Below are 21243 nucleotides of genomic sequence, written 5' to 3'. Positions count from 1 at the left end.
TGCCAGAAGCAGGGCTTCCGGCTGTTGCTGTAGGGCAAGATGAAGGGATTTAGCCGGACATGAGCCGCGTCAGCGCCTCTGCAATACCGAGCCCGCCGAGCAGGGCGAACACCACCACCATGAGCATGATGGCGATGATTGTAGCCTTGGCAGTCGGTGCATGGTCATGCCTCCAGATCGTCCCGGACGGTGGGCGTTCGCCCGATAATCCGGCCATCGCCCCTTTGCCCTCGCGGACATCGAGATAATGGTCCGGATCGCCGTCCGGGAAATCGGATGGCGCGAGGGAGGGCATGATGGGAAGCTCTACCGGATCATATGCGATCCGATCGCATATGCTCTTCAGCCGGGCATAGCGGATGGCGGTATCGTCACGATTGATGGCGGCGAGCGTCTTGCGCGCAGCCGATATCCGCTGATCGACCGTGTACCGCGAAATGCCGAGCTCGCGGGCGATCTGCTTCGACGTCTTGCGCTGTAGCACGAGGTCGAGGCACAGGCGCTGCTTGTCGGTGAGCAGCGCCCAGAGCCTTGCTTCGGCTGCGTCAGGTTCCTGCGCCCCATCCATCCCGTCAGTTTCGTGACATTGTATATTGAGGCAAGCCGCTTTTGAAATTTGGCTTCTTCATTAAGCCCATCCTCGAACAGATATTGCCCGTGACCGGGCGGTGACCTTTGATTGTCGGTGTGCTTCGACTTCGAAACAATCCCCAATCTGGTTCTAACTGACGAATATATTTGAAACATATGGCGCCGCCGATAGCGTCGCCCCTGTTCCGCGCTGCTGGTGGACCAACGGCAGGCGTCATGGCTGGACTTTCGCCTGCTTGAGAGGGCTGGGGGGCAGCACTGAAACAGGGGCTTCACCCGGCAGTCAGGCTTGAGGACGCTGCCGGTGCCGCCAATGGGTCGGAATGCGCACAATCGAGGCCGCGCGGCAACTTGAAGACGACATCATGGCGGTCGATAGCGAGGACGCGCTCGTCGATATCCTCCGCGAGATTTGCTCGCATATGGGCTGCGCCTGGTTTGCGATCAGCCACCATGTCGATTTTCTCGCGGCTCCCGACAAGGGCATCCGTCTCCACAACTATCCTGAAGGCTTTGCGCATTGGTTCGACGAGAATCGCCTCGGCGTCTCGGATCCCGTGCACCGCTTCAGTCATCGCCGAACATCGGGTTTTCGCTGGCGCGATATGACGCTCCATCGGCCGCGACCTCAAGATGCCGAGGTGCTGGAACGCGCCCGCCGTCACAACATCGCCGACGGACTGACGGTCCCTGTGCATTTGCCGGGGGAGGCGCATGGCTCTGTATCCTTTGCATGGACCGATAGCGGATCGATGCCGCCCGAAGCGCTTGTCTTTGCGCAAAGCCTCGGGGCGTTCGTCTTCGAAGCCGCGCGCCGGCTCGGCGATCCCGTCTCGCTCGATGAGCGGCCGCAGCTTACCGATCGGCAGATCGAATGTCTGATGTGGGCGGCGCGCGGCAAATCCAATTCGGTCATCGCGCAGCTGCTCGATATTAGCGAGGAGACGGTGCGCGAGCATTTGCGCAATGCGCGGGCAGCCTATGACGCGCCGACGCGGATAGCGCTCGCCATTCGCGCCCTGTTCGACAGCGCGATCTGTTTCGGGGATGTCGCCCGAGGCTGACACCCCCCCTTTGTGTTATGGCACGGCCGCATTTCCCGGTTCATCTGAATTGTCTCTTTTCAAACAAGGGGACAATCTCATGCTTCTCACCATCGACCAGGATAGCCGGGACCGCGAACATATCGCGCTTCGTTCGATGTTCGCGGCGCGCAAACGCGTCTTCATCGATCTTCTGAAATGGGACATTCCGGCCCTCGCGGATCAATATGAAGTCGATCATTTTGACGATATCCATGCCACCTATCTGATCGTCACCGACGAGGCGGGCGAACATCTCGCTTCGGCACGTCTGCTGCCAACCACGCGGCCCGCGCTGCTCGATGCGCTCTTTCCCTTTCTCGTCACCGGCCCCATCCCTCAGGGGCCAGCCATCTTCGAAATCACCCGCTTCTGTCTCTCGCCGGGGATCGGCGCGCGGCAGCGCCGGATCGCGCGCGACGTGCTCCTCGTGGGTCTCGCCAAACATGCCCTCGCGAACGACATCCACACCTACACTGGCGTCGCCGAACATACCTGGTTCCGGCAGATTCAGACTTTCGGCTGGGATTGCCACGCGCTTGGCGAGCCGGTCCTCCACCAGGGACAGGCGCTTGTGGCGCTTCGCATCGATATCGATCGCTCCACGGTGGCGAAGCTCGCCGCAGCGGGCATCGCCGTCAAGTCCGCTGCGGCCCCCGCCGCGCGTGCCGCTTGAGGAGGGCGCGATGATCATCAATCCAGCATCATACGGAATAAACCGTCGAGGCTCGCCCGCGGCCCGTGACCTCATGTCCAATGGCTTCGCGATCATCCGGGGCGCCGCGCCAACGTCATTGCTCGGCCGTATCAATGTCGACCTCGATTCGCGTTATGCTGCCACACCCTTCTGTGAAGGCGGCTTCTACGGCGCGAGGACCAAGCGCTTCGGACGCCTGCTCATTCGCTCGCCGCACATGGCGGACCTCGTCATGAACCGCGCGATACTCGAATTGGCCGAGATCGCGCTTGGCAATTGGTGCGAGCGCATTCAGCTCAACCTAGCGCAGGCGATCGAGCTTCATCCCGGCGCGCTCGCCCAGTTCCCGCATCGCGATCAGGATATGTGGCAAGGCGCGCTCGGCGAGGTCGAATATCTCGTCAACGTCATGTGGCCGCTGACCTCGTTCACTGCAGAAAATGGCGGAACGATCATCTGGCCGCGCAGCCATGGGCTCGAAGCGCTGGTGGAAGAGCCAAGGGAGGCGCCCATCATCGCTGAGGCCGAACCCGGCGATGCGATCGTTTTCCTCGGGTCGACGCTGCACGGAGCCGGCGCAAACCATAGCAAAGCTGTCCGGCGGGGGATCATTGTCAGCTACTGTCTTGGATGGCTCAAGCCCTATGAGAATCAATGGCTGGCCTATCCTCCGCATATCGCGCGATCCTTTCCAAGGGAGATCTCCGAACTCGTCGGCTATGTCCAGCACCGGCCCAATCTCGGCAATTTCGAGGGTCAATGCCCGTCGGTCCTCTTCGATGCCGACCCCGAGGACGCGCGCGCGGCGGTCGATGCCCTTCGGCCCGATCAAGCCGCCATGCTCGCGCAGCATGTCGCGTCCCAGCAAGCGGTCGCCTCGGGGACGAGATCATGAGTCCCGGCGCGACGATGGAACTCGTCTATGCCGAGCTCAAGGCGAAGGTGATGCGCGGCGACTTCGCGCCGGGGGAGCGGCTCGAACCCGCGCAACTTGCGAGGGTGCTTGGCGTCAGCCCGACGCCGGTCCGCGACGCCCTCTACCGGCTTTCGGGCGAAAGGCTGCTCGAAGCCTGGCGTCACGAAGGGTTTCGGCAACCGATACTGGCCGAAGCCGACCTCCACGACCTTTATGCCTGGGGCGCGTCGCTTCTGGCGCTGGCGCTCGAGGGGCAGCCGCCCGACCCCCACATTCCGCAGAGATCGTTCAGCGACTCAGGCGCCGGCGATTATCCCGAGCGGGTTGCGGCGCTGTTTCGGGCGATCGCCTGGACCAACTCTAATCGAGAACTTCGATTTGCGACGGTGAGTTTGATCGAACGCTGCCATGTGTTTCGGGCCGCCGAAGTACGCGTCGACCGGCGGAGCGACGCGGCGATCATCGCGATGGACGATGATTTTCGTTTCGGGCGCTGGAGCGCCTTGCGCAGCAAAATCACACGTTTCCATCGCCGCCGTATCCTTCTCGCGGGCCGCGTCGTGGCGGAACTCAGGCCGCGCGAAGAGTCGCTCTAGAATATATTCGACCCATATGAGCCGTATAAAATTCCTATTTGAACGAGGGAGCATAGCCTTGGCCGTGTCGCAATTCCGCGGCATTGACGAAGGAGAGTCCCATGGACCGCAATGACATTGTCGAAGACGGCATCGAGGAACTGGGCGTCGCGAGCATCGAGACGCGCGGCTCGCTCATCTACGTCGCCGAAATCGGCGGCTTCGAACGGCTCGTTCCGGCCATCCTGGCTGACTGAAGGCCGGGGAGGGCGCGGCACATCGCCGCGCCCTCCACATTCTCATGACATATCAGCTTCGACCCGGGCTTTCCTTTGGCTTCATCGGCGAACGCGCCGTTTTGCTCGACCTCGACATCAACCGCTATTTTCTGATCAAGGCCGAGGCCGCCCAGGCTCTGCGGGACCTGATCGCCGGGACCATTGATGCAGGCACAATTCGTCGCCTTCCCCGGCCCGGCGGGCGGTCGCTGCTGGTCGAAGGCAGCAACGGTTTCGAACCGGTGGAGGCTGCGCTGCCCGGCTCAAGTGTCCTCGAGGCGGAAGCCCGTGTGTCAGCCCATCTTCCATTTCACCATGCGCTGCGCGCGCAACTGGAGGCGAGCGCCAGCCTGCGGATATTGGGCATCAAGCGCAGTATCGCGGCATGGCGCCGGGCTCGCCCGGTGGATGTCGGGCGGCAGTTTTCGATCGAAACTGCGGACCACGCGCGCGCCTTCGCTCTTCGACGTGCCGACGTCCCGATCCAGCGAAGCTGCGTTCCGGACTCGCTCGCCCTGATGCGCCTCCTCTGGCGAAAGGGCCTCGACGCCGACCTCTATTTCGGCGTTCGCCTCGATCCTTTCGCCGCGCATTGCTGGGTGCAGGCCGAAGACTATCTGTTGTCCGATCCGCTGGCGAATGTGCTCAGTTTCACACCGGTCTTCAGGCTGTGACTTTGCGCATCGCCTTCGAAGCGCGCGCTGCGTCGCATTCTGAACCCCGTGGGAGCCTCCGCGAGGTCGCGCGACTGGCCCATGTCCGGTTGCTGAGCGACGCGGCGGTAGCGTTTTCGAAGAAGGGTAACACGCTTCTGTTTGGCTGGGCGTTCCGCCGCTCGGACAATCGCGCCTGCGATGAGCTCGGTGATGACGAAGCCCGTGAAATCGAAGCGCGCGGCGCTGAATGGGCCGTCAAACATTTGTGGGGCAATTATCTTCTGGCCTGGAAGGAGCCGGCGGGCGATGTCCATGTCCTGCGATCGCCGGTGACGGGACCAGCGCTCTTTTTCGCCGAAGACGGCGCCTGCGCATTTTCGCACCTCGAGATTGGCAAGGCGATGGGCCTTTCCCTCGACAGGCTCGATCCCGCCGCGATCGATGCCCAGCTTCGCTTCCCTATCTTGCGCGGTCCGGCAACCGGGATCGCCATGGTGCGCGAGCTTCTCGCCGGCGAAACACTCATGATGGGTTCGCCCGCGGTCGTTCGCCAAGCCTGGTCGCCATGGTCCTTCACCGTGCGTCCACCAGTCGAGGCGTCGCTCGACGAGCTCCGCCGACACGTCATGTCAGCGGTCGGCGCATGGTCGACGCGGTTCGAGCGCGTCCAGCTCGAGCTCTCGGGCGGGCTTGATTCCTCGATCGTCGCCGCCTCGCTCGCGCGGACGCGTGCGACGTGGCGCGCGGTGACGCTTGTGACGCGGCGTCCTGATGGGGACGAACGCCGATACGCCCATGCGGTCGCCGATCACGCCGACATAGCGCTTCTCGAAATATTGCTGAATGCGGCCCCACCGGACCCGCTTGCTGCCCTCGGCGAACCGCGCGTCAGGCCCGGCGGCTTCGGCCTGATCGACGAGAGCGATATCCGGTTATGCGAAGCAGCCGAGGGCTATGGTGCGGGCGCGATATTCACCGGCGTCGGCGGCGATAATCTCTTCGGCTATATCATTTCCGCAGCTCCCGTAGTCGACGCGCTGCGCTTTGCCGGGCTCGGCGCGGCCTGGCGAGCGGCCTCCGACCTTGGGCGCCTCACTAACACCCATATGCTCGAAGCATGGCGCTTCGCTATCAGGCGCCTTCTGAAGCGGCCTCCGCCCTGGCCTCGCGATGAGCGGTTCCTGGCTAGCCGTCATGCTTCGACGGTGCCAGAACATCCCTGGTTTGCCGATGCGTCCGCCGCCAGCGACGGACAGCGCGCCTATGTGGGCATGCTGATGCGCATCCTGCCCTTTCTCGACGGTTATGACCGCGCTTTTCATGTGCCCGTGATCGCGCCGCTGCTTTCGCAACCATTGGTCGAATACGGCCTTGGCGTCCCGGTCTGGCAATGGTCGGCGGGCGGGCACGATCGCTCACTAGCGCGCAAGGCGTTTGCGGGCGATCTTCCGGCGCTTGTTTTACAGCGCCGAACGAAGGGCGGACTCGAATCCCTGTTTGTGCCGGCCTATGATCGAAACCGCGCACATCTGCGCGACTTTTTGCAGGAGGGACTGCTGGCGGCGCTGGGTATCATTGATTGTGACGCGATTGGCGCCGCGACCGCGCGTCCTGCTGGCGCGCTCGACAATGACTATGTTCGCATATTGCAACTCGTCGACATGGAAAGATGGGCGCGTTCGGTTGCAGGGGCACCGACGGCTGGCGGCCAATAGCCCGTGCCGGATGTCCGCCGGGGAACGGACGCCCGGCACGAACCTATGGCGCGGGACGTTGCAAGGGATGTCCCGCGCGCAATTCGCGCCAACGCGCATATCGATCCTGCTTTTGAGGGTTCGGATCCTCGAAATCGGCCAGCCAGAAGCGATACCAGTCGAGGTTGCGCGCATTGACCGCAAATTGATGCACCGGCTGGGTCTTGATGTGAGGCTCGTCGGCGAACACGAAGAGCTCGGCGGGCTTTCCGGCCCGTTTGAGGCGCGTGTGAAACTCGATGACAAGGCGAGCCTCGGCTTCGGGTAGTTGCATCAGGAGAGGGGTGTCGAGGCCGGCGGCGTCGCTTGTCGCGGAAAGCCGGTTCCAGCCTTCGGGATCGGTGTCGGGATCGCCGAGGCCCCATCGGTTCGCCAGCGTGTCGGGCATACCGCTGCCGGGCAACGCAGTGGCCCAATAGAAATGGGGTTCGAACTGCGCCGACGAGAGCGTCGCGGCGGCGAAGCGATCCGACTTGCGGATGGCCCAGAGGGCGACCTGCGATCCGAAACTGAGGCCGCCAATACCGACATGCCGTGGATCGACGATGCCGTCTGCGGCGAGCGTATCGATTGCGGCGGAGATGCCCGAAAGCGCCAGGTCATATTCTTCCTCAGCGTTGGAGAATTTGCCCTGAGCCTTTCGGATACAGAGAACCGCTATCCCGGAGTCCGCGAGGGGCAGCATCGGGATCTCGTCGCCGACGCCGCCCTTCAAGAAACCGTCGCAATGATAATATTGGATCACGAGCGGGAAGGGCGGCGCAGCGTGCGCTGGACGAAGCAGGAAACCGCTGAACTTTTGCCCACTGGCGATCGACCAGGACATGGGCGTGGCCTTTGTGGCGATCTTGCGCCGCAGGTCCGCATTGGGGTCGACCAGGAGTTTCCGGGCCCCGCTGCTATAATCGACGCGAACAAGCCTCGGCGGCGAGACGCCTGAGGCTTCGGCGCAGACAAGGAAGGCGGGTCCAATCGCGCAGCGATCGGGATTGAAGGGCGAGAAGGGCGCCCCGTCGGTGACCGCGAGCCGTTCAGGCGCTTCGCCATTCAGACGCCACAACGAAATTGTCTCTTCGGATCCCGGACTGGCCTCGAAGAGCAAAAGCGCCTTGCCGTCGGGGCGCCAGCCAAGCGCGCGGAGCCTGGGTGATGCACAGGCAGCGATAGCGCATTCGAGGGGCGGATGGCCCGGCTGCAACACGTCGACGCGGGTTTTGCCTCCATCGCGAACGATTCTGGCCTCCGCGCTGTCGCCGGCGACGACATGTTGCCCGATCGCAGAGGTCTGCGGCACGGGAGAGTCGGGCTGGGCCGATCCCCACACCATCGCCGATTTTTCCGTCGGCGGCGTGTCCGCGAGGAGGCGCACGCGTTCAAACCATCCTCCCCGAAGCCGCTGCATGACGCGCTTCCCGTCGACGATCGCGCCCCCGGCGAACGGCTGCATGACATCGACCGTTGGATCAACGAGCACCCCCTCATCATAGGCCCGCTTTTCCGCCGCCGCGATTTGGGCTCGTGTCGCCCCGACATGATAGATGATGCGGCGACCATCGTCCGCCATCCGGAAATCGACGATGTCGGCAGGATCGGAAATCGCGAGCCGGGCCTTGCCGCCCATGCGCCACGACCACACGCCGACCGCGCCGTCCTGCATCGCAAGAAAGTGGAAGCCTTTCGAATCCGCGTCCCATATGGGCGCATTCTCGATCAGCGTGCCGGCAAAGCTGAACCTCGCCGCGCCTCCATCCGCGACGCGGCGATGGTCGCCGCCATTGACCCCAACGATATGCCAGCCAAGTGCAACGCGGTTTTCGGCCACCGAAGGCTCGCTCACACGATAGGCAGCCCAGCGGCCGTCGGGCGATATGGTGACGCCGCTGATGTCGCGTGTCGCCACAATATCCTCGACGGTGACGAGCGGCGTGGCGGCGGCCATCGCCGCCGCCAGCATCACCATGTTACGATCCCCTGCAGCGCGATCGTTCGCCCTACAGCGCTCGCCTGCTCGGGGTCATAGCCGAGTACCGAGGTCGCCGTTCTGAAAAGGACATAAGGCGGGTCCCGATCGAAGAGATTGTTGACGTTGAGTGCCAGGCGGAAGGCTCGCCCACCTGGAGCGCCAGCGATGCGCGCGCCGAGCTGGAGGTCGAATGTCGTCCAGCTCTTCACCTTTTCGGCAGGCGTCGCGGTCTGGTTGCGATAACCCGACATATGGAGCAGCGACAGCCCGCCGTCGAAGGGCCCCGCCTCGAAGCCGAGGCGACCGCGCAGGCGGAGCTTCACGGGATTGCCAAGCGTCCCGACCGCGTTGATCGCTGGCGCGGAGCGCGTGACCTGCTGGTCGATGCTGAACAGGCGAGATCCGCCCAGCGAAAGCGTGAGCGCGCCATTCGGAATGGAATGGCGGTAGGAAGCGTCGAAATCCAGGCCGCGGATCGTCACCCGCGACAGGTTGAAAGTTCGCGCATCGGCGATGACCTCGATATCCGAAGCTTGGACACCGAGCGGATTTCTGAGGTTCGGATTTGCGAAATAGGCAGCGACCTCCGCCGGGTCGGGCGTCTCGTCGACAAGCTCGCCATAGACATCCCGCCGTGCGAGGAAGTTGAAAATATCGAAGGAGGCGCTCGCGATACGGTCGCGATAGGCAATGTCGAACCAGGTGGCTGAAAGCCTCAACCCCGGCAGGGCGACGGGTTCGAGGTCGACGCCCGCCGTCCAGCTCGTCGCCTTCTCGGGGCCAAGGTCGGGACGGAAACCAAGTAGCGCGAGCGCCAGCGTCTGGCCGGTCGGCGATTGAGGATCGGGCAGATAGACGGGCTGGTAGGTCGCATTGGCGGCGCCGACCAGTTCGGTGAAGAAGGGTGCCCTGAAGGAATGGCCATAGGAGGCCCGGACCACCACGCCCCGAACGGGCGTCCAGCGCAGACCCAGCTTGGGGTTGCTCGTGCTGCCGACGTCCGAATAATCCTCATGGCGTCCGGCGAGCGACAGCTGCAGCGCACCCGGGAGGCTCGTCCCTGCATCGAAGATGGGAATTACCAACTCGCCATAAAGGGCTCGAACCGTGCGCTTGCCCGGAAGCCCGGGCAGGCGCGAGGTGGTTGTGCTGTTACCGAAGAGGTCAAAGACCGACGTATAGTCGAGGCGTTCGCCGCGAATCTCGGCGCCGGCGGCGAGTTTCACTGTGCCGGCGGGAAGATCGAACAAACTGCCGTCCGCGCGCAGAGCCGCCGTCCAGACTCGCGAGCGCACCCGCGAGACAAGGCCGCCGCGAAGTCTGCCGACAAGCGCCGGATCATTGACCGCGCCGTCTCCGAACACGTTCAGCGCTGTTGCCGGGTCGGATAATACGAGCGCCTCGGAGCGGCGCGTGATGTGGATGATATTGATGTCGTCGGCGCGCTCGCGCTGCAGGCCGTAGCCGCCGCTGATCTCGAGCGACCAGTCGCCAACATTGGCGCGTGCCCCGCCTGAGAGGTTGAGGGCGCGCGCTCTACCGCGCGCGCCCTCGGGACCGAAATCGGCCGACGGGTCGTAGAATACCGTGATCGGCTGACCGGTGCCGATCGGATCGACATAATAGGGATTGGCGCTCGTGACGGTGACGGGAACGGGTCCGAACCGGCGCTGGTTCACACGGTAACGCCTGTCCGCATAGAGACCCCGCGCAAAAAGGGTGATCGCCCCGATCTCCTGTTCGGCTGAGGCATAGAAGCTGAGGCTGCGTTGGCGCGGCAGGATGTCGACGAGCCGCTGCGCGTCGGCGCGATTGAAGCTCCCCTCGATCAGATCGGCCGCGGTGAGGCCCCGCCCGTCCTGTCCAGGGGGAATTGCGAAAACGCGGCCATTGGCGGCAAGGATCGTCCCGGGATTGGCGAAATTCGACCGAAGGTCGGGGCCGCCTACGGGGCGCAGATCTTCGCTGGTGAAGCGCCGCTTCGTTGCGGGCAGGTTGCCGCGGCTGTAATATTCGGCGGCGAGTACGAGGTGACCGCTGTTCCATTTTTTGCCGAGCAGCTGGGCGATCTGCATCTCGCTGAAATCGCCGTCCGCCGTCCCGGCTCGCATGCGCGTCTCCGCACCTTCGAAGCGATTGCGGAAGCGAAGATTGACGACGCCTGCTACCGCGTCCGAACCGTAAATGGCCGACGCCCCGTCGGTCAGTATCTCGATACGGTCGATCGCGGACGAGGGGATCAAGGAGAGATCGGTAAACGCACCCCAGGCACCGCCCATGGCCGGGCGAACGCCGTCGAACAGGGTGAGCGTAGAGGCGCTGCCAAGACCGCGCAAATTGATCCCCGACCCGAAGTTGAGATTTGTGTTCGCATTGCCTCGCGCGGTCGCGCCAAATGTGGCCTCACTGGGGCCGCCCGAGAAATTCTGCGGGATGGTTTGAAGATAGTCGGCGAGCGTCGTGCGCCCGCTCCGGTCAAGCGCATCGCGATCCACGATCGTCACGGGCGAGCCGACCGGGCCGGCTCCGCGAATGCGGGTACCGGTGACAATGATCTGCGCGTCATCACTCTGCGCGGTCCCGCGATTTGCCGAGCTTTCGGCGAACCTGTCGCCCTTTCCCTCGCGGATAACGAGCGTTCCGTCCACGCTTTCGGCGACCAGTTCGGTGCCGGCCAGAAGCTGCGCCAGGGCCGCATCGGCGTTGAAGGTGCCGCTGACCCGGGCGCTTTTCTTGCGCGCGACAACGTCCGAATTGGCGATGACGTCCCGGCCCGAAAGTTCGGAATATTGCCGCAAAGCGTCCGCCAGATCCTGCGGCGCGATGTCATAGCTTTGTTGGCCCGTCTCAGCCGAGGCGGCGGGCACTGGAAGCCCAATCGTCGCAGCCGTCGAAGCCAGGATAGCTGCCAGAAGTCTCACTCTCATCTTTCCCTCCCGCGCGGCCGTGATGGCCGTCTGGAAGGGCGAGACGAGGCCGGCTGAATTATCCCCCCGTTTTTTTTCGGGACAGGATGATGGCGCCGTCACTCTCTTGGGCCGAAAGTCCGAAAACCGCGCTGAGTTTTCGCGCGAGCGACGCGCTGTCGGTGACATCGAACCGGCCCGTGACCTCAAGCGATCCGAGCGCGGGGTCAGCCAGCCGGATTGACTTGCTGTTCACCCGGTTCGCTTGATCGATGACCTCGCTGAGCGGCAACTTGTCGGCGACGACCCGAGATGTCGGTTGGACGTTTGCCACGGGTAGCGTCATTGCCGTGTCGGGCGTCGACCGAGCGGCGTCGCCGCGCGGCAGATGAAGCGGTTCGCCGCCCTGTACCTCGACCGTGTCGCCGGGGTTCAGTCTGACCGTGCGTCCGCCGGGCGCTGTCGCCCGCACATCGACAGAGCCGCTGACCAGCCGGACGCTCGGATTGCGTCGTGTCAGATCGACTTCGAAGATGGTGCCGAGTGCGACAATTTCGGATCCCCCGGCGATGACACGAAAGGGCCGGGAGGCATCGTGCGCTACGGTGAAACGGGCACGGCCGCCGGTCATGACGACCTCCCTGTCACGCTCCGAAAATCTGGTCTCGATCTTCGCTCCGTCGAGGAGTTCAACCAATGTGCCGTCGACCAGCCGAACGGCTTCGCCCTCGACGGACCGGGTCGCGATTTGCGGACCGGTCCCGGCACGCCCGGCATACCAGGCGCCTCCGAGGGCAAGCATGACGACGAGCAGGAAAGCCGTTGCCCAGCGTAGCCGGTTTGATCCGGAAGGGCGCAGCGCACGCGCCCTGATCCGGCCCGCGACATTCACATCGAGAGCCGCCCAGCGCTTTTCCGCCTCGGCATAGGCCGCGGCATTTTCGGGATCGGCCATCCACGCATCGAACTTCGCGCGATCAGCCGCCGCATCGCTCGCGCGCATGCGCGCGAACCATTTTCCCGCTTGTACCTCGCGGCTCATGACCGCGGACCTTTTACGCGAAGGATTGCCGTCATGGCCTTGGCGATTTGCTTTTCCACGCCCTTCTCGCTCATTCCTGTTGCAGCCGCAATTTCGGCATAGGACATACCCTCGAACCGGTGCATCAGGAAGATGTCGCGGGTTTTCGGTTTCAGGCGTTCGAGACGGTCCTCGACACGGCGCATCATGTCCCTTGCTTCGAGCGCGGCGTGGGGGTCGGACCCTGGATGCTCGGTATCGTCATATTCATGATGTGCCGAGGCGAAGCGACGCCGGTCGACATGGGCACGTTCGATGAGCAGGTTGCGTGCCGCTCGTGCCAAATAGGCTCCGGGCTTTTCGATCCGCGACACAATATCCGCGCCGCTTGCGGCAAGGCGTTGGAAGCACTCCTGGACCAGATCCCCGACATCCTGTGAATTCGTCCGTCGGCGCAGGAAACGGGAAAGTTGCGGCTGGTGCTCTTGATACATGGCTTCGATAGCCGCAGACTTATGCTGGTTGCCCCAGTCATCGATTTCGATCTGAAATGCAGGCTCCGCTCGCCGGCGCGCTTCGGCAGCCTCTTCGTCATAATCCATTGTCTCGCCTTCCCGGACGGGAGGAAAGGCGGCCTAAAGCCGGGTGTTGAGAACACACTTGAGGCGCGTGCGCCGTCGCCTTTAGCCCGAAGGCTTGTACATACGCGACGGCCACCCGGACAGGATGGCGAACAGGTGTTTTTGCTCAAAGGGTTCTCAAGCCCCGGCATCGCGCCGCCTGCCAGCCCGATGCCCGTTCAGCATAATCGATTGCTTTCCAAGAGCAAGACTTCCGCCGGACCATGCCTCATCGTGCCCGGACACTCGGAAAAGCAAGGGGATGCGCGCGCTTCTTGTTCGGAATGCAGGGAGTGAAGGGGGGGAGTCAGAAAGGTGGTGGCGGTCGCTCAGGCTGCCGGTCTGGCAGGAGGATCATCATGTCCAGCAACGGGAGCGGGAGTAAGCGGTTGCGGATCGCGCGGCGGGCGATCCGCCGAATGGAGCCGTTCGATCGCGCCGTCTTTCTTGCGATCCGGTTCGAGAACGCGGGCTACGAGGATTTGGCCGAAAGACACGGCATGGGCATTGAAGAGATCGAGAAGGCGTTTGCGCGCGCCGTCCATATCCTGATCACCACGCCGCCCCCGCCGTGGTGGCAGATCTGGCGCTATTGAAGGCCGCGCCCTTGACTTCGAGACGCCACCGCCCTGAAACGGCGTCATGGGAAAATATGATGCGCTTGGCGCCTTCCTCAGGCGGTGGAGGGTTTGCCACGATGCCGATGGCGTCGAGCTCAGCTTTTCGCACATCGAGAGCATCATTGGCGCGGTTCTTCCGCGCGCGGCGTTCGGTGCCGATTGGTGGTCAGCGGCAGAGTTTTCGGAAGTAGAGCCGCCCCATCGACGTGCCTGGCTCGATGCGGGCTTCGAGGCGGTTGCCAAACCGGCTCGCGAATGCGTCTATTTCCGTCGTCGAAGCGGCGGCCAGTAGGTAGAAAGATATCCGACTATGCCGGGGTCAATATGATCAGGATTGATTGTCCATATTATTCCTCTACATTGTGACGGACGCGAGGTTTTTATGAACAAACAAACGACCCTGAATGTCCGTATTGGCGGCGCCCTCAGCGATTTCGTGGCGACCAATGTTGGCGACGACGGCTCCTATGAGAATGTCAGCGAATATGTCCGTGATCTCATTCGGCGCGATAAGGAACGCGCGGAAGCGGAGCAATTCGCCCGCTTGAAGGCGGAGTTGCAAAGGGCCTTCGCAGCGCCTGACTCTGACTTCGTGGCTCTCGATGCCGATGCGGTGATCGGTCGGGCGCGCCGAAACTGACGATGGCTAATTTTCGGGTTTCCGCGATCGCCGGGCAGCGGCTCGACGAAATCTATGCCTATACGCGGGAGAAGTGGGGAGATGCGCAGGCAGAAGCCTATGTGCGGGGCCTTTTCGACTGTTTTGGTCGGATCGCCAGGCGCGAGCTTCTTTGGCGGGCTATTCCGGCTGAATTCGGTGTTGATGGCTATTACGGCAAGTGCGAACATCATTATGTCTATTGGCGTTTGCTCGGCGACGGAACTGCGGGCATCGTTACGATCCTTCACGAACGCATGCATCAGATGGATCGTTTCCGCGACGACACCGCGGCATAAGGGGCTGCGGCAGTTCCGAAGCGCAGGGCGAAAATGAAAACAGAAATCGACCACCTTCCGGCAAAGCAGCAGGGCGAACTCGAACGCATCAAGGCCGTGCTGATGGAGGAGTTCGCGCGATCGATCGAGCGCGCGACACAGCCTGGCAAACGCAACGGCAAGATCCTGAAGATCATCCTGTTCGGCAGCTATGCCCGCGACGATTGGGTCGATGAGCCGGAGAATGGCTATCAGTCCGATTTCGACCTGCTGATCGTTGTCAGCCATGAGGATCTCACCGACATCTCCGACCATTGGTACATCGCCGAGGACAAGATCCTCCGCGACCCCGATGTCGGACGGACGCTGAACATCATTGTCCATACGCTCGCCGACGTGAACCGCGCGCTCAGCCGCGGCGAATATTTCTGGGTCGATATCATCCGCGATGGCGTGATGCTATACGACCTGCCGAACCATCCTTTGGCAACGCCGAAGCCGCTGACGCCAGTTGATGCCTATGAAATGGCCGTGGGGTATTTCTCGGCAAATTTTGCGGAAGCCGGGCGCAGACTGGAAGCGTTCGATTTCGAGTTTGGTAAGGCCATGCTTGACGGGGGATGGCTAAAGGGAGCTGCATTCGCATTGCACCAAGCCGTTGAGCGGCTTTACGGGTGCTATTTGCTTGCAAACACGTTCTATTTTCCACGCTCGCACAATATCAAGTTCCTGCGATCGCTCGCAGAGGACCGCGAGCCGCGCCTGGTTGAAGCCTGGGCTCGCGACAGTAAGATCGACCGCCGCCGCTTCGAATTGCTGAAACGCGCTTATGTTGAGGCTCGATACTCTGCCAGTTACGAAATTAGCGCTGCCGACCTCGAAGCGCTTGCAGCGTCGGCCGAGAAATTGCGCGCGATCGTCGAGGCGATCTGCGGTTCACATATCGCGGACCTGAAGAAAGCTGCCGGCGGCAGCTAAAATCCTGGTTCGTTGCCCGTGATCAGTTTCAGGAATTCTCGTACTGTGACGATCTGTGCTCCGGCATGGCGTTCCAGGCTCAGCAAGTCGGCCCTGTCTCCCGTGATCAGATATCCGGGTTTCGCCGCTTCGATCATTGCCAGCAGATAATTGTCCCACGGATCGCGGCTGACGGAGACGTCCGGCAGGTCCTGTGCCATTATGGCGGCGCCCTTCAACTCGTTGACCATTCGTCCGGCGACTGCAGGATTCAGCCGGGCGCGGATTTTGGGATAACGAGTGACGCGCCGAAGTTCGTCCAATTGTTCGGCAGATGTGACCAGCGCGACCCTGCCCTGACGCCATAGGGCAATCAGCTGGTAGGGCAGCGACCGTTCATGCAACAGGGCGCTCACAAGCACATTGGTATCGATAATGACGCGCATGCGTCAGTTCCGACGCGCGTCGGCAACCGCTTCGTCTATCAGACTATCCATCTCCTCCGGTGACAGGTCATCGAAACCGGCACGGGCCTCCGCCAACGTCAGGTCGAGCAGGCGCCATTTCACCGATTCTTCGATAAAACGCGACAGGTCGCCCTTCTTCATGCCACGCTGGGCAAGATAGGTTCGGACATCGATGTCGGTTTCCGGTGCGACATTCACCGTCCAGCGGGTTACTTCGCCCATCACACATTCCCTCATCGTCGCTAAAGCGGTTATACGCTTATCATCTTATGTGCCGTCTATCAACCGACCAGCCTAAGGGGCGTTGGAATCACCGCAAGCAAACGGGAGGCTCGTTTTTTGTGGTACCAATATTCGAGCCTCTGCAAGACCGGCGCCGGGCCGCAGCTTTCGTCTGCGGCGCCTGCCTATCTGGCTTTTCGCGCCGGAAAGCGCAGAGGCTTGGTTTGGGCGAATGTCGGATGTCGCGGCACATCAAGATGATCCGACTTTCGATGTCGAAGCCAACCGACTGCGTTTCTGCCGCGAGCTGCTCATGGAGCGGCGAATAATGGACCGCTATATCCGGGAAATCAGCCTGAGCCCTGCAAGCTGGATCATCTTGCTCGAGCTTTATTCAGCTGACGCCGCTAGCAAACGATTGTCCGTATCCAGCCTCGGCTATGCGAGCGGCGTTTCGATCGCGACGGCCGTTCGGCTGACCCAAAGTCTAGAAGCGCGCGCGATCGTCGAACGTCAACGAGATCCGCACGATGCGCGCCGAACAAATGTGGCGCTTTCGGCACGCGGGAGAGCATCTCTTCGGTGCATCTTTGACGATTGCGTGGCGAACAGGGCTGCAGCGCCAGCCCTGAAGAATTAGCCCATTGCAACCTGAGGGAAGGGAGGGGGCGTGGCGAGCGTGCAATCGAAATCGGCGAGGGGAGCACATGTCGCTTAGCTCCCGAGGTAATTCGTTCGATTTCGGCACCACTCCGAATTCCCATGCGTTGCCGTCGATGCTACATTTGAACGCGAGGTAAGCCATGCAGAACACGCCTTCTTCAGCGATCCCGGAGCTTGAAATTCCGCAGCCCGCTGCGGCCGATTGGCTGTGGCGCCCGTGGTATGCCAAGCTCTGGTGGGCAGCGATCCCAATATATTGGACGGTGGCGGCGGCGTCGTTGAAGATCCCGGCCCTGCGGGCGTTTTTCGAGAGCGCTTTCGCTGGCTATCTGACCGCCCTCTTCTTCCCGCTCACGGCGCTGCTCGTACTGGGGTTCGGATTCGTGCGCGCGTGGCTCGATAGGCCTTTCGCCGGCGACCCGCTCTCGGATGAGGAAATCGAGGAACTCGAACGTATCAAGATCGAGCAGGAAACTCTGCGGTATCCCCCAGACCATTTGCGTCCCGTAGGCGATATCTACGATCCGTTCTCGGGCACGATCTATATCGGCAATCCGCTCAGTCCCAACAACGGCTCGCGAATCTAGCGCTTCTTGTCGCTGTTATCTCCGTCGAATGGACCGTTGGCGAGATCAGTCGAGAACCGGCCTTTGCTCAAGATCGATGACTGCTCATACGACGTCATCGGGGCCGTGATGTCCGCAGTACCTCGCGCGGAATCGGCCTGACCAAGATAGCGATTCCGTAGCCCTTCCTGTCCAAGCACTTGTCGGTTCAACTCGCGGGTGAACGTCGCTTCGGGAGTTTCTGACCGCGCGGCGGCGCGTTCTGCTGCGGAAATCGCCCCGCGAACTTCATAGTTGACGATATCAAGGGAAGCTTGGGCGTTTTCACTGCTGATCCCGACGTCGCGGCTGGAAAACCCGAGGCTTCCGCCGACATTTCCCGAAGTCGCGGTTTGCGATCGTGAACCGCCTTTTTGCTTACCGCCACGGGAAGCATAATCGCTGCTTTGCGCGCTGCCGCCGATGTTGCCGCCGACAGTCGTTCCCATGGTGATCTGATCCTGTGCCGAGCGCGATATCGAACGCTGCCAACCCGTCTGCGCCATGATTGCCGACACATCGCGCTGCAGCGTATCGGCCACCTGCGGATTAAGCCGCCACTCGCCATTGCGATCCATCTCGAACCCGCCTTTGAGCCAGTTCGCCATCATGGCCTGACCCTGTTCGCTGCTCAGCATATTCTCGATCGTGTCGGGTCCGGCCTGCTTGCCGGCCTCATATTTGGTGCTGGTGTCGCTGCGCGCCGATTGCGAGAATCCCGTGCTGCTCGACACCAGCAGATCATTGTCCGCGAAACTGAACCGTGCGCGGCCGCCTTCGGCGATGGCGCCATATTGGCTGTCGTTGATGAGTCCTGCCGCCCGGAGCTGGCGCGCGACGTCGGGCGATACATTGAGATTGAGGTCGCCATTCTGCGCCATCGCGAGCTCGCGCTTGGTCATGTTGATGCCCTCGCTGCGCAGTAGGCCCTGCATGCGCGTCAGCCGCTCATTGTCGACGATACGCGTCAGCCGCTCGTTGCGTGCGCGATCGGCGATGCCCGCCGCGCCGCCCTCGGCCATGTCGACCTGGTTGCCCGCCGTGCGGCTGAGCGCCCCGATGAAAGCATCGAGCTGCGCCGCGCCGCGGGTCGACATGCCGGCAGCCGCAGCGCCTTCGGCAAATCCGAAATTATCACTCTGCCGCCGCTGCTCGCCGATCCGCGCGGCGCCGCGCACGCCCGAATGACCAATTTCGCGTTGGGCATCCAGCTTGCCCGACCGCTCGGCAAAATCATAGCCAGCCGCTTCGCGGGTGCGGCCATAGACGCTGGTACCCTCGCGCCCCGCCTGTTCGGTCGCGCCGTCGGCCGTGCCGAGCTGGACCGAGGCGTTGTAGGTTTCGAGGGCGCGCATGACCTGCGCCTCGTTGCGGCCCGTGGCGCGGGAGAGGGAGGAGATGGCGGACGAGCGCGCTTCGCCCGAGAGGGTGTTGATGAAGGAGATGCGGCGCGCGGTTTCGTCGACGGGAAGGCCGAGCATCGCTGCGGCATTGCGCTGGCCTTCATTGCTGCCGGTCCGATACGCCTGCTCGGTCGCGACATTGCGCCGCTCGACGGCCGCGACATTATCGCCGGCATAGTCGCGCCGCCCTTCCATCGCGCCGACATTGACCTCAGCCCCGGTCAGATCGTTCCGCAGCATCTGCTCCTGGTCGAAAGTGTTGGCGATGAGCTTCGCGAAGGTCGGATCGGCCGACGCCTGCGCGATCACCGTCGAGGCCTTGAGCTCGGCATCCTTCCCCGCATAGCCGTTGCGCTCGAAGTGCCGCTGCGCGCCCTGGAACATCATGTCATAGGCGCGGGTGTCGCCGAATGCTTTCCACTGGACCATGTTCTGTGCGAAGCGCGCAAAGGCGCGCTCGCCCGCCTGTCCCTCGCCGAAATAGCTCGTGCCGAGCCCGCGCAGCGCGTCCTTCTCGGCAAAATTATGGATCGCCGCCGTCGTCGCATTGGCGCGCACGGCCGCGGCGGTCGCGGGATGAGTGAGGTCGCGGCCGACGAGTGCGGGCGCGAGCCCGCCAAGATCGCGTGCGGCATCGGTCGCGCCGAGTGCGAAGCCCGTCGTTCCGCCTACCCCGGGGGTCCGATCGGCGAGATAGCCGCCGGCGGCGCCGAAGGCGCGGTTGCTGCCGAGCGTCGAGCGCTCCCCGAAATCCCCGAAACTCGATGTGGCGCTGCGCCGTGCCATCGTGCCGGTCGCGGACGATTGCGCCTCGAGCGCCTGCGCGCGGCCTTCGTGCGTCATGATCGAGGTCGCCGCCGCGGTGCCCTGGCCCTGGACGCCGAGCGCGCCGCTGGTGAAGGAGGTGAACACGTTTCCGGAGAATCGGAACACGGTGAACACGAACGCGCCGGCGAGCCCGGCGGCGGCGGTGCGGAACGACCCGAAGATCGCGAGCGCCTTCATCGCCGAGCCGGGGGCGAGCATCCAGGCATTGGCGGCGACATGGTTCGAACGCATCTCGGCAAGCACGTCCATCGCGCGGCCGAGGGTCAGCTGATAGATGCCGGCGTCGATCACCCCCCACATGGCGACGAACACGAAGAGGCCGAGCGCGAAGCTCGCGACGCGCAGGTTGATCGGGGTCAAGATAAAGAGGAGGGCGATCGGCATCATGAACAGCATGATGCCGAAGACGGTCGCGCGGATCGTCGGCATCCATTCGTTCGCGGTCGACATGGTGGCAAGCCCGCTCGAGACGATGGCGCGGTTCGCCATGACGCGCGCCGCGGTCGCGGGGCTGTCTTCGAAGAGCACGTCGCCGACGGCGTTACCGAGGTTGATGTTGGTCATCAGTTGCTGGAGCGTGAGCGGGGTGCCGAGCATCTTGTCGCCGAGCGCGCCAAGGTTCGAGCGGCAGCGCTGGAGCTGGGCGGCGTTCGATATGTCATAGCCGGTGCGTTCGCACACCTGCCGGCTATAATCCTCGAAAAGCGCCGGATCGGAGAGGCGGTCTGAGATATGCGTCCATGCCTCGGTGCAGCTCACCGTGGTGCCGCCCTTGTCGGAGGCGGTGAACACCGTGCTGAAGGTCGCCGGCCCCGCCATCGCGGCGAACGCCTGCGGCAGGTCGGTGGTGGTCCTAAACAGCTGATCGTCGTCGATGCCATAGGCGGGCGACACGCGCGCGACCGGGTAGCATTGGCGGACATAGTCCTTGATCGTCGCGTCGAGAAAGCTGTCGGTCATCGGCCCGCGCGGGGATACGGCATTGAGGAAGAGATCGAAGCTGTGCCCGCCGGCGCCGAACTCGAGCTTGGCATTGGGATCGAGCGTATTGTCGTCGATCGTCTCGGCGATCGCGCGTTCCATCATGTTGGTGACGCCGGCCACGAGCACGATCAGGTTCGGCACGTCGCCGACCGGCTGATAGGCATTGCGGACACGGTCGTAGACATGGACCGTTCCCGTCGTCGCGACGAGGCCGACGAAGAGGCCGATGCCGACGAGCGTCTGGAAGCCGAAGGCGACGATGCCCATGCCGTTGCCGCGCACGCTCGCGAGGAGCGCGCCGAGCGCGATGCCGGCGACGGCGATGATCACCACCAGCGTCTCGTAGCGCGGGTCGGCGAAAATCATCGAGACAAGGCGGAACGCGTCGACCGTCTCGTTGAACCCGTCATAGGTGTGGAAGCTCGTCTCGAGCGCCAGCGCGGGAGCGGGAACGAGCGCGAAGGCGGCGGCGAGCGTGGAAGGGAAGGGCGCGCGCATG

The 21243-nt window shown here is 63.1% G+C and carries 22 protein-coding genes; 14 read left to right on the top strand and 8 right to left on the bottom strand.

What is annotated here, in order from left to right:
* Window positions 1–49: 49 nt before the first annotated feature.
* Window positions 50–568 (bottom strand): helix-turn-helix domain-containing protein, encoded by a 519-nt coding sequence (locus tag J1N50_RS10185; RefSeq protein ID WP_062769488.1) that lies wholly within the window; start codon window positions 566–568, stop codon window positions 50–52.
* Window positions 569–914: 346 nt separating this feature from the next.
* Between J1N50_RS10185 and J1N50_RS10180 the strand changes: the two genes are divergently transcribed.
* From J1N50_RS10180 to J1N50_RS10155, 7 genes are all read left to right on the top strand, one after another.
* Window positions 915–1655 carry a LuxR family transcriptional regulator gene (locus J1N50_RS10180; protein ID WP_062769491.1) on the top strand — a complete coding sequence of 247 codons (741 nt, stop codon included), beginning with the start codon at window positions 915–917 and terminating at the stop codon, window positions 1653–1655.
* A complete protein-coding gene (locus tag J1N50_RS10175; protein ID WP_281414829.1) occupies window positions 1639–2349 on the top strand; it encodes an acyl-homoserine-lactone synthase in 711 nt (236 codons plus the stop codon). Before J1N50_RS10180 ends, J1N50_RS10175 begins: the two co-directional genes overlap by 17 nt.
* Before the next feature lie 73 nt (window positions 2350–2422).
* Entirely contained in the window at window positions 2423–3265 is an 843-nt protein-coding gene (locus J1N50_RS10170) for a phytanoyl-CoA dioxygenase family protein (protein WP_215353388.1), read from the top strand.
* Entirely contained in the window at window positions 3262–3882 is a 621-nt protein-coding gene (locus tag J1N50_RS10165) for a GntR family transcriptional regulator (RefSeq protein ID WP_062770315.1), read from the top strand. The genes J1N50_RS10170 and J1N50_RS10165 overlap by 4 nt, the downstream gene beginning before the upstream one ends.
* 101 nt (window positions 3883–3983) lie before the next feature.
* Complete coding sequence (locus J1N50_RS17955; RefSeq protein ID WP_255266016.1) at window positions 3984–4118, top strand: hypothetical protein; 135 nt, start codon at window positions 3984–3986, stop codon at window positions 4116–4118.
* A 44-nt stretch (window positions 4119–4162) separates the two neighbouring features.
* Window positions 4163–4813, top strand: a complete 651-nt coding sequence (locus J1N50_RS10160) for a lasso peptide biosynthesis B2 protein (protein ID WP_062770312.1) — start codon at window positions 4163–4165, stop codon at window positions 4811–4813.
* A gap of 89 nt (window positions 4814–4902) precedes the next feature.
* Window positions 4903–6510, top strand: coding sequence for an asparagine synthase-related protein (locus J1N50_RS10155; protein WP_162928326.1), 1608 nt, complete (start codon window positions 4903–4905; stop codon window positions 6508–6510).
* A 43-nt stretch (window positions 6511–6553) separates the two neighbouring features.
* Here J1N50_RS10155 and J1N50_RS10150 read toward each other — a convergent pair whose 3' ends face one another.
* The 4 genes from J1N50_RS10150 to J1N50_RS10135 all read right to left on the bottom strand — a co-directional run bounded on the left by J1N50_RS10150 (window position 6554) and on the right by J1N50_RS10135 (window position 13041).
* Window positions 6554–8509, bottom strand: a complete 1956-nt coding sequence (locus tag J1N50_RS10150; protein WP_062770306.1) for an Atxe2 family lasso peptide isopeptidase — start codon at window positions 8507–8509, stop codon at window positions 6554–6556.
* Window positions 8503–11379 carry a TonB-dependent receptor domain-containing protein gene (locus J1N50_RS10145; protein WP_062770303.1) on the bottom strand — a complete coding sequence of 959 codons (2877 nt, stop codon included), beginning with the start codon at window positions 11377–11379 and terminating at the stop codon, window positions 8503–8505. The genes J1N50_RS10150 and J1N50_RS10145 overlap by 7 nt, the downstream gene beginning before the upstream one ends.
* A 118-nt stretch (window positions 11380–11497) precedes the next feature.
* Window positions 11498–12460, bottom strand: coding sequence for a FecR family protein (locus J1N50_RS10140; protein WP_120218825.1), 963 nt, complete (start codon window positions 12458–12460; stop codon window positions 11498–11500).
* Window positions 12457–13041 (bottom strand): RNA polymerase sigma factor, encoded by a 585-nt coding sequence (locus tag J1N50_RS10135; protein WP_120218826.1) that lies wholly within the window; start codon window positions 13039–13041, stop codon window positions 12457–12459. The genes J1N50_RS10140 and J1N50_RS10135 overlap by 4 nt, the downstream gene beginning before the upstream one ends.
* A gap of 377 nt (window positions 13042–13418) precedes the next feature.
* Here J1N50_RS10135 and J1N50_RS10130 point away from each other — a divergent pair, with 377 nt between their 5' ends.
* The 5 genes from J1N50_RS10130 (at window position 13419) to J1N50_RS10110 (ending at window position 15593) form a co-directional block, all read left to right on the top strand.
* Window positions 13419–13655, top strand: coding sequence for a hypothetical protein (locus tag J1N50_RS10130; RefSeq protein WP_172594964.1), 237 nt, complete (start codon window positions 13419–13421; stop codon window positions 13653–13655).
* Window positions 13656–13701: 46 nt separating this feature from the next.
* Window positions 13702–13971: a DUF7662 domain-containing protein gene (locus tag J1N50_RS10125; RefSeq protein ID WP_215353387.1), complete on the top strand. Its 270-nt coding sequence runs from the start codon at window positions 13702–13704 to the stop codon at window positions 13969–13971.
* A 90-nt stretch (window positions 13972–14061) separates the two neighbouring features.
* Window positions 14062–14319: a ribbon-helix-helix domain-containing protein gene (locus J1N50_RS10120; RefSeq protein ID WP_215353386.1), complete on the top strand. Its 258-nt coding sequence runs from the start codon at window positions 14062–14064 to the stop codon at window positions 14317–14319.
* A 2-nt stretch (window positions 14320–14321) separates the two neighbouring features.
* Window positions 14322–14636 (top strand): type II toxin-antitoxin system RelE/ParE family toxin, encoded by a 315-nt coding sequence (locus J1N50_RS10115; RefSeq protein WP_120218830.1) that lies wholly within the window; start codon window positions 14322–14324, stop codon window positions 14634–14636.
* 33 nt (window positions 14637–14669) lie between these two features.
* The gene (locus J1N50_RS10110; RefSeq protein ID WP_120218831.1) at window positions 14670–15593 is read left to right on the top strand and encodes a HEPN domain-containing protein; all 924 of its coding nucleotides are present in this window, start codon (window positions 14670–14672) and stop codon (window positions 15591–15593) included.
* On the opposite strand, the gene J1N50_RS10105 is transcribed toward J1N50_RS10110, so the two are convergent.
* Both J1N50_RS10105 and J1N50_RS10100 read right to left on the bottom strand, forming a co-directional pair.
* Window positions 15590–16018 carry a putative toxin-antitoxin system toxin component, PIN family gene (locus tag J1N50_RS10105; RefSeq protein WP_215353385.1) on the bottom strand — a complete coding sequence of 143 codons (429 nt, stop codon included), beginning with the start codon at window positions 16016–16018 and terminating at the stop codon, window positions 15590–15592. The two genes, J1N50_RS10110 and J1N50_RS10105, sit on opposite strands and share 4 nt — an antisense overlap.
* A 3-nt stretch (window positions 16019–16021) precedes the next feature.
* Complete coding sequence (locus tag J1N50_RS10100; RefSeq protein WP_172594965.1) at window positions 16022–16261, bottom strand: ribbon-helix-helix domain-containing protein; 240 nt, start codon at window positions 16259–16261, stop codon at window positions 16022–16024.
* A gap of 232 nt (window positions 16262–16493) precedes the next feature.
* Between J1N50_RS10100 and J1N50_RS10095 the strand changes: the two genes are divergently transcribed.
* Both J1N50_RS10095 and J1N50_RS10090 read left to right on the top strand, forming a co-directional pair.
* A complete protein-coding gene (locus tag J1N50_RS10095; RefSeq protein WP_120218834.1) occupies window positions 16494–16901 on the top strand; it encodes a MarR family winged helix-turn-helix transcriptional regulator in 408 nt (135 codons plus the stop codon).
* A gap of 163 nt (window positions 16902–17064) precedes the next feature.
* Window positions 17065–17511, top strand: a complete 447-nt coding sequence (locus tag J1N50_RS10090; protein ID WP_215353384.1) for a hypothetical protein — start codon at window positions 17065–17067, stop codon at window positions 17509–17511.
* Here the strand turns inward: J1N50_RS10090 and J1N50_RS10085 are convergent.
* A complete protein-coding gene (locus J1N50_RS10085; protein WP_215353383.1) occupies window positions 17508–21242 on the bottom strand; it encodes a conjugal transfer protein TraG N-terminal domain-containing protein in 3735 nt (1244 codons plus the stop codon). The genes J1N50_RS10090 and J1N50_RS10085 overlap by 4 nt on opposite strands.
* Window position 21243: the final 1 nt, after the last annotated feature.

Origin of the sequence: Sphingopyxis soli (assembly GCF_018682675.1) — a bacterium.
Classification (GTDB): Bacteria; Pseudomonadota; Alphaproteobacteria; order Sphingomonadales; family Sphingomonadaceae; genus Sphingopyxis; species Sphingopyxis soli.
This window is presented reverse-complemented; position numbering and strand designations above follow the sequence as displayed.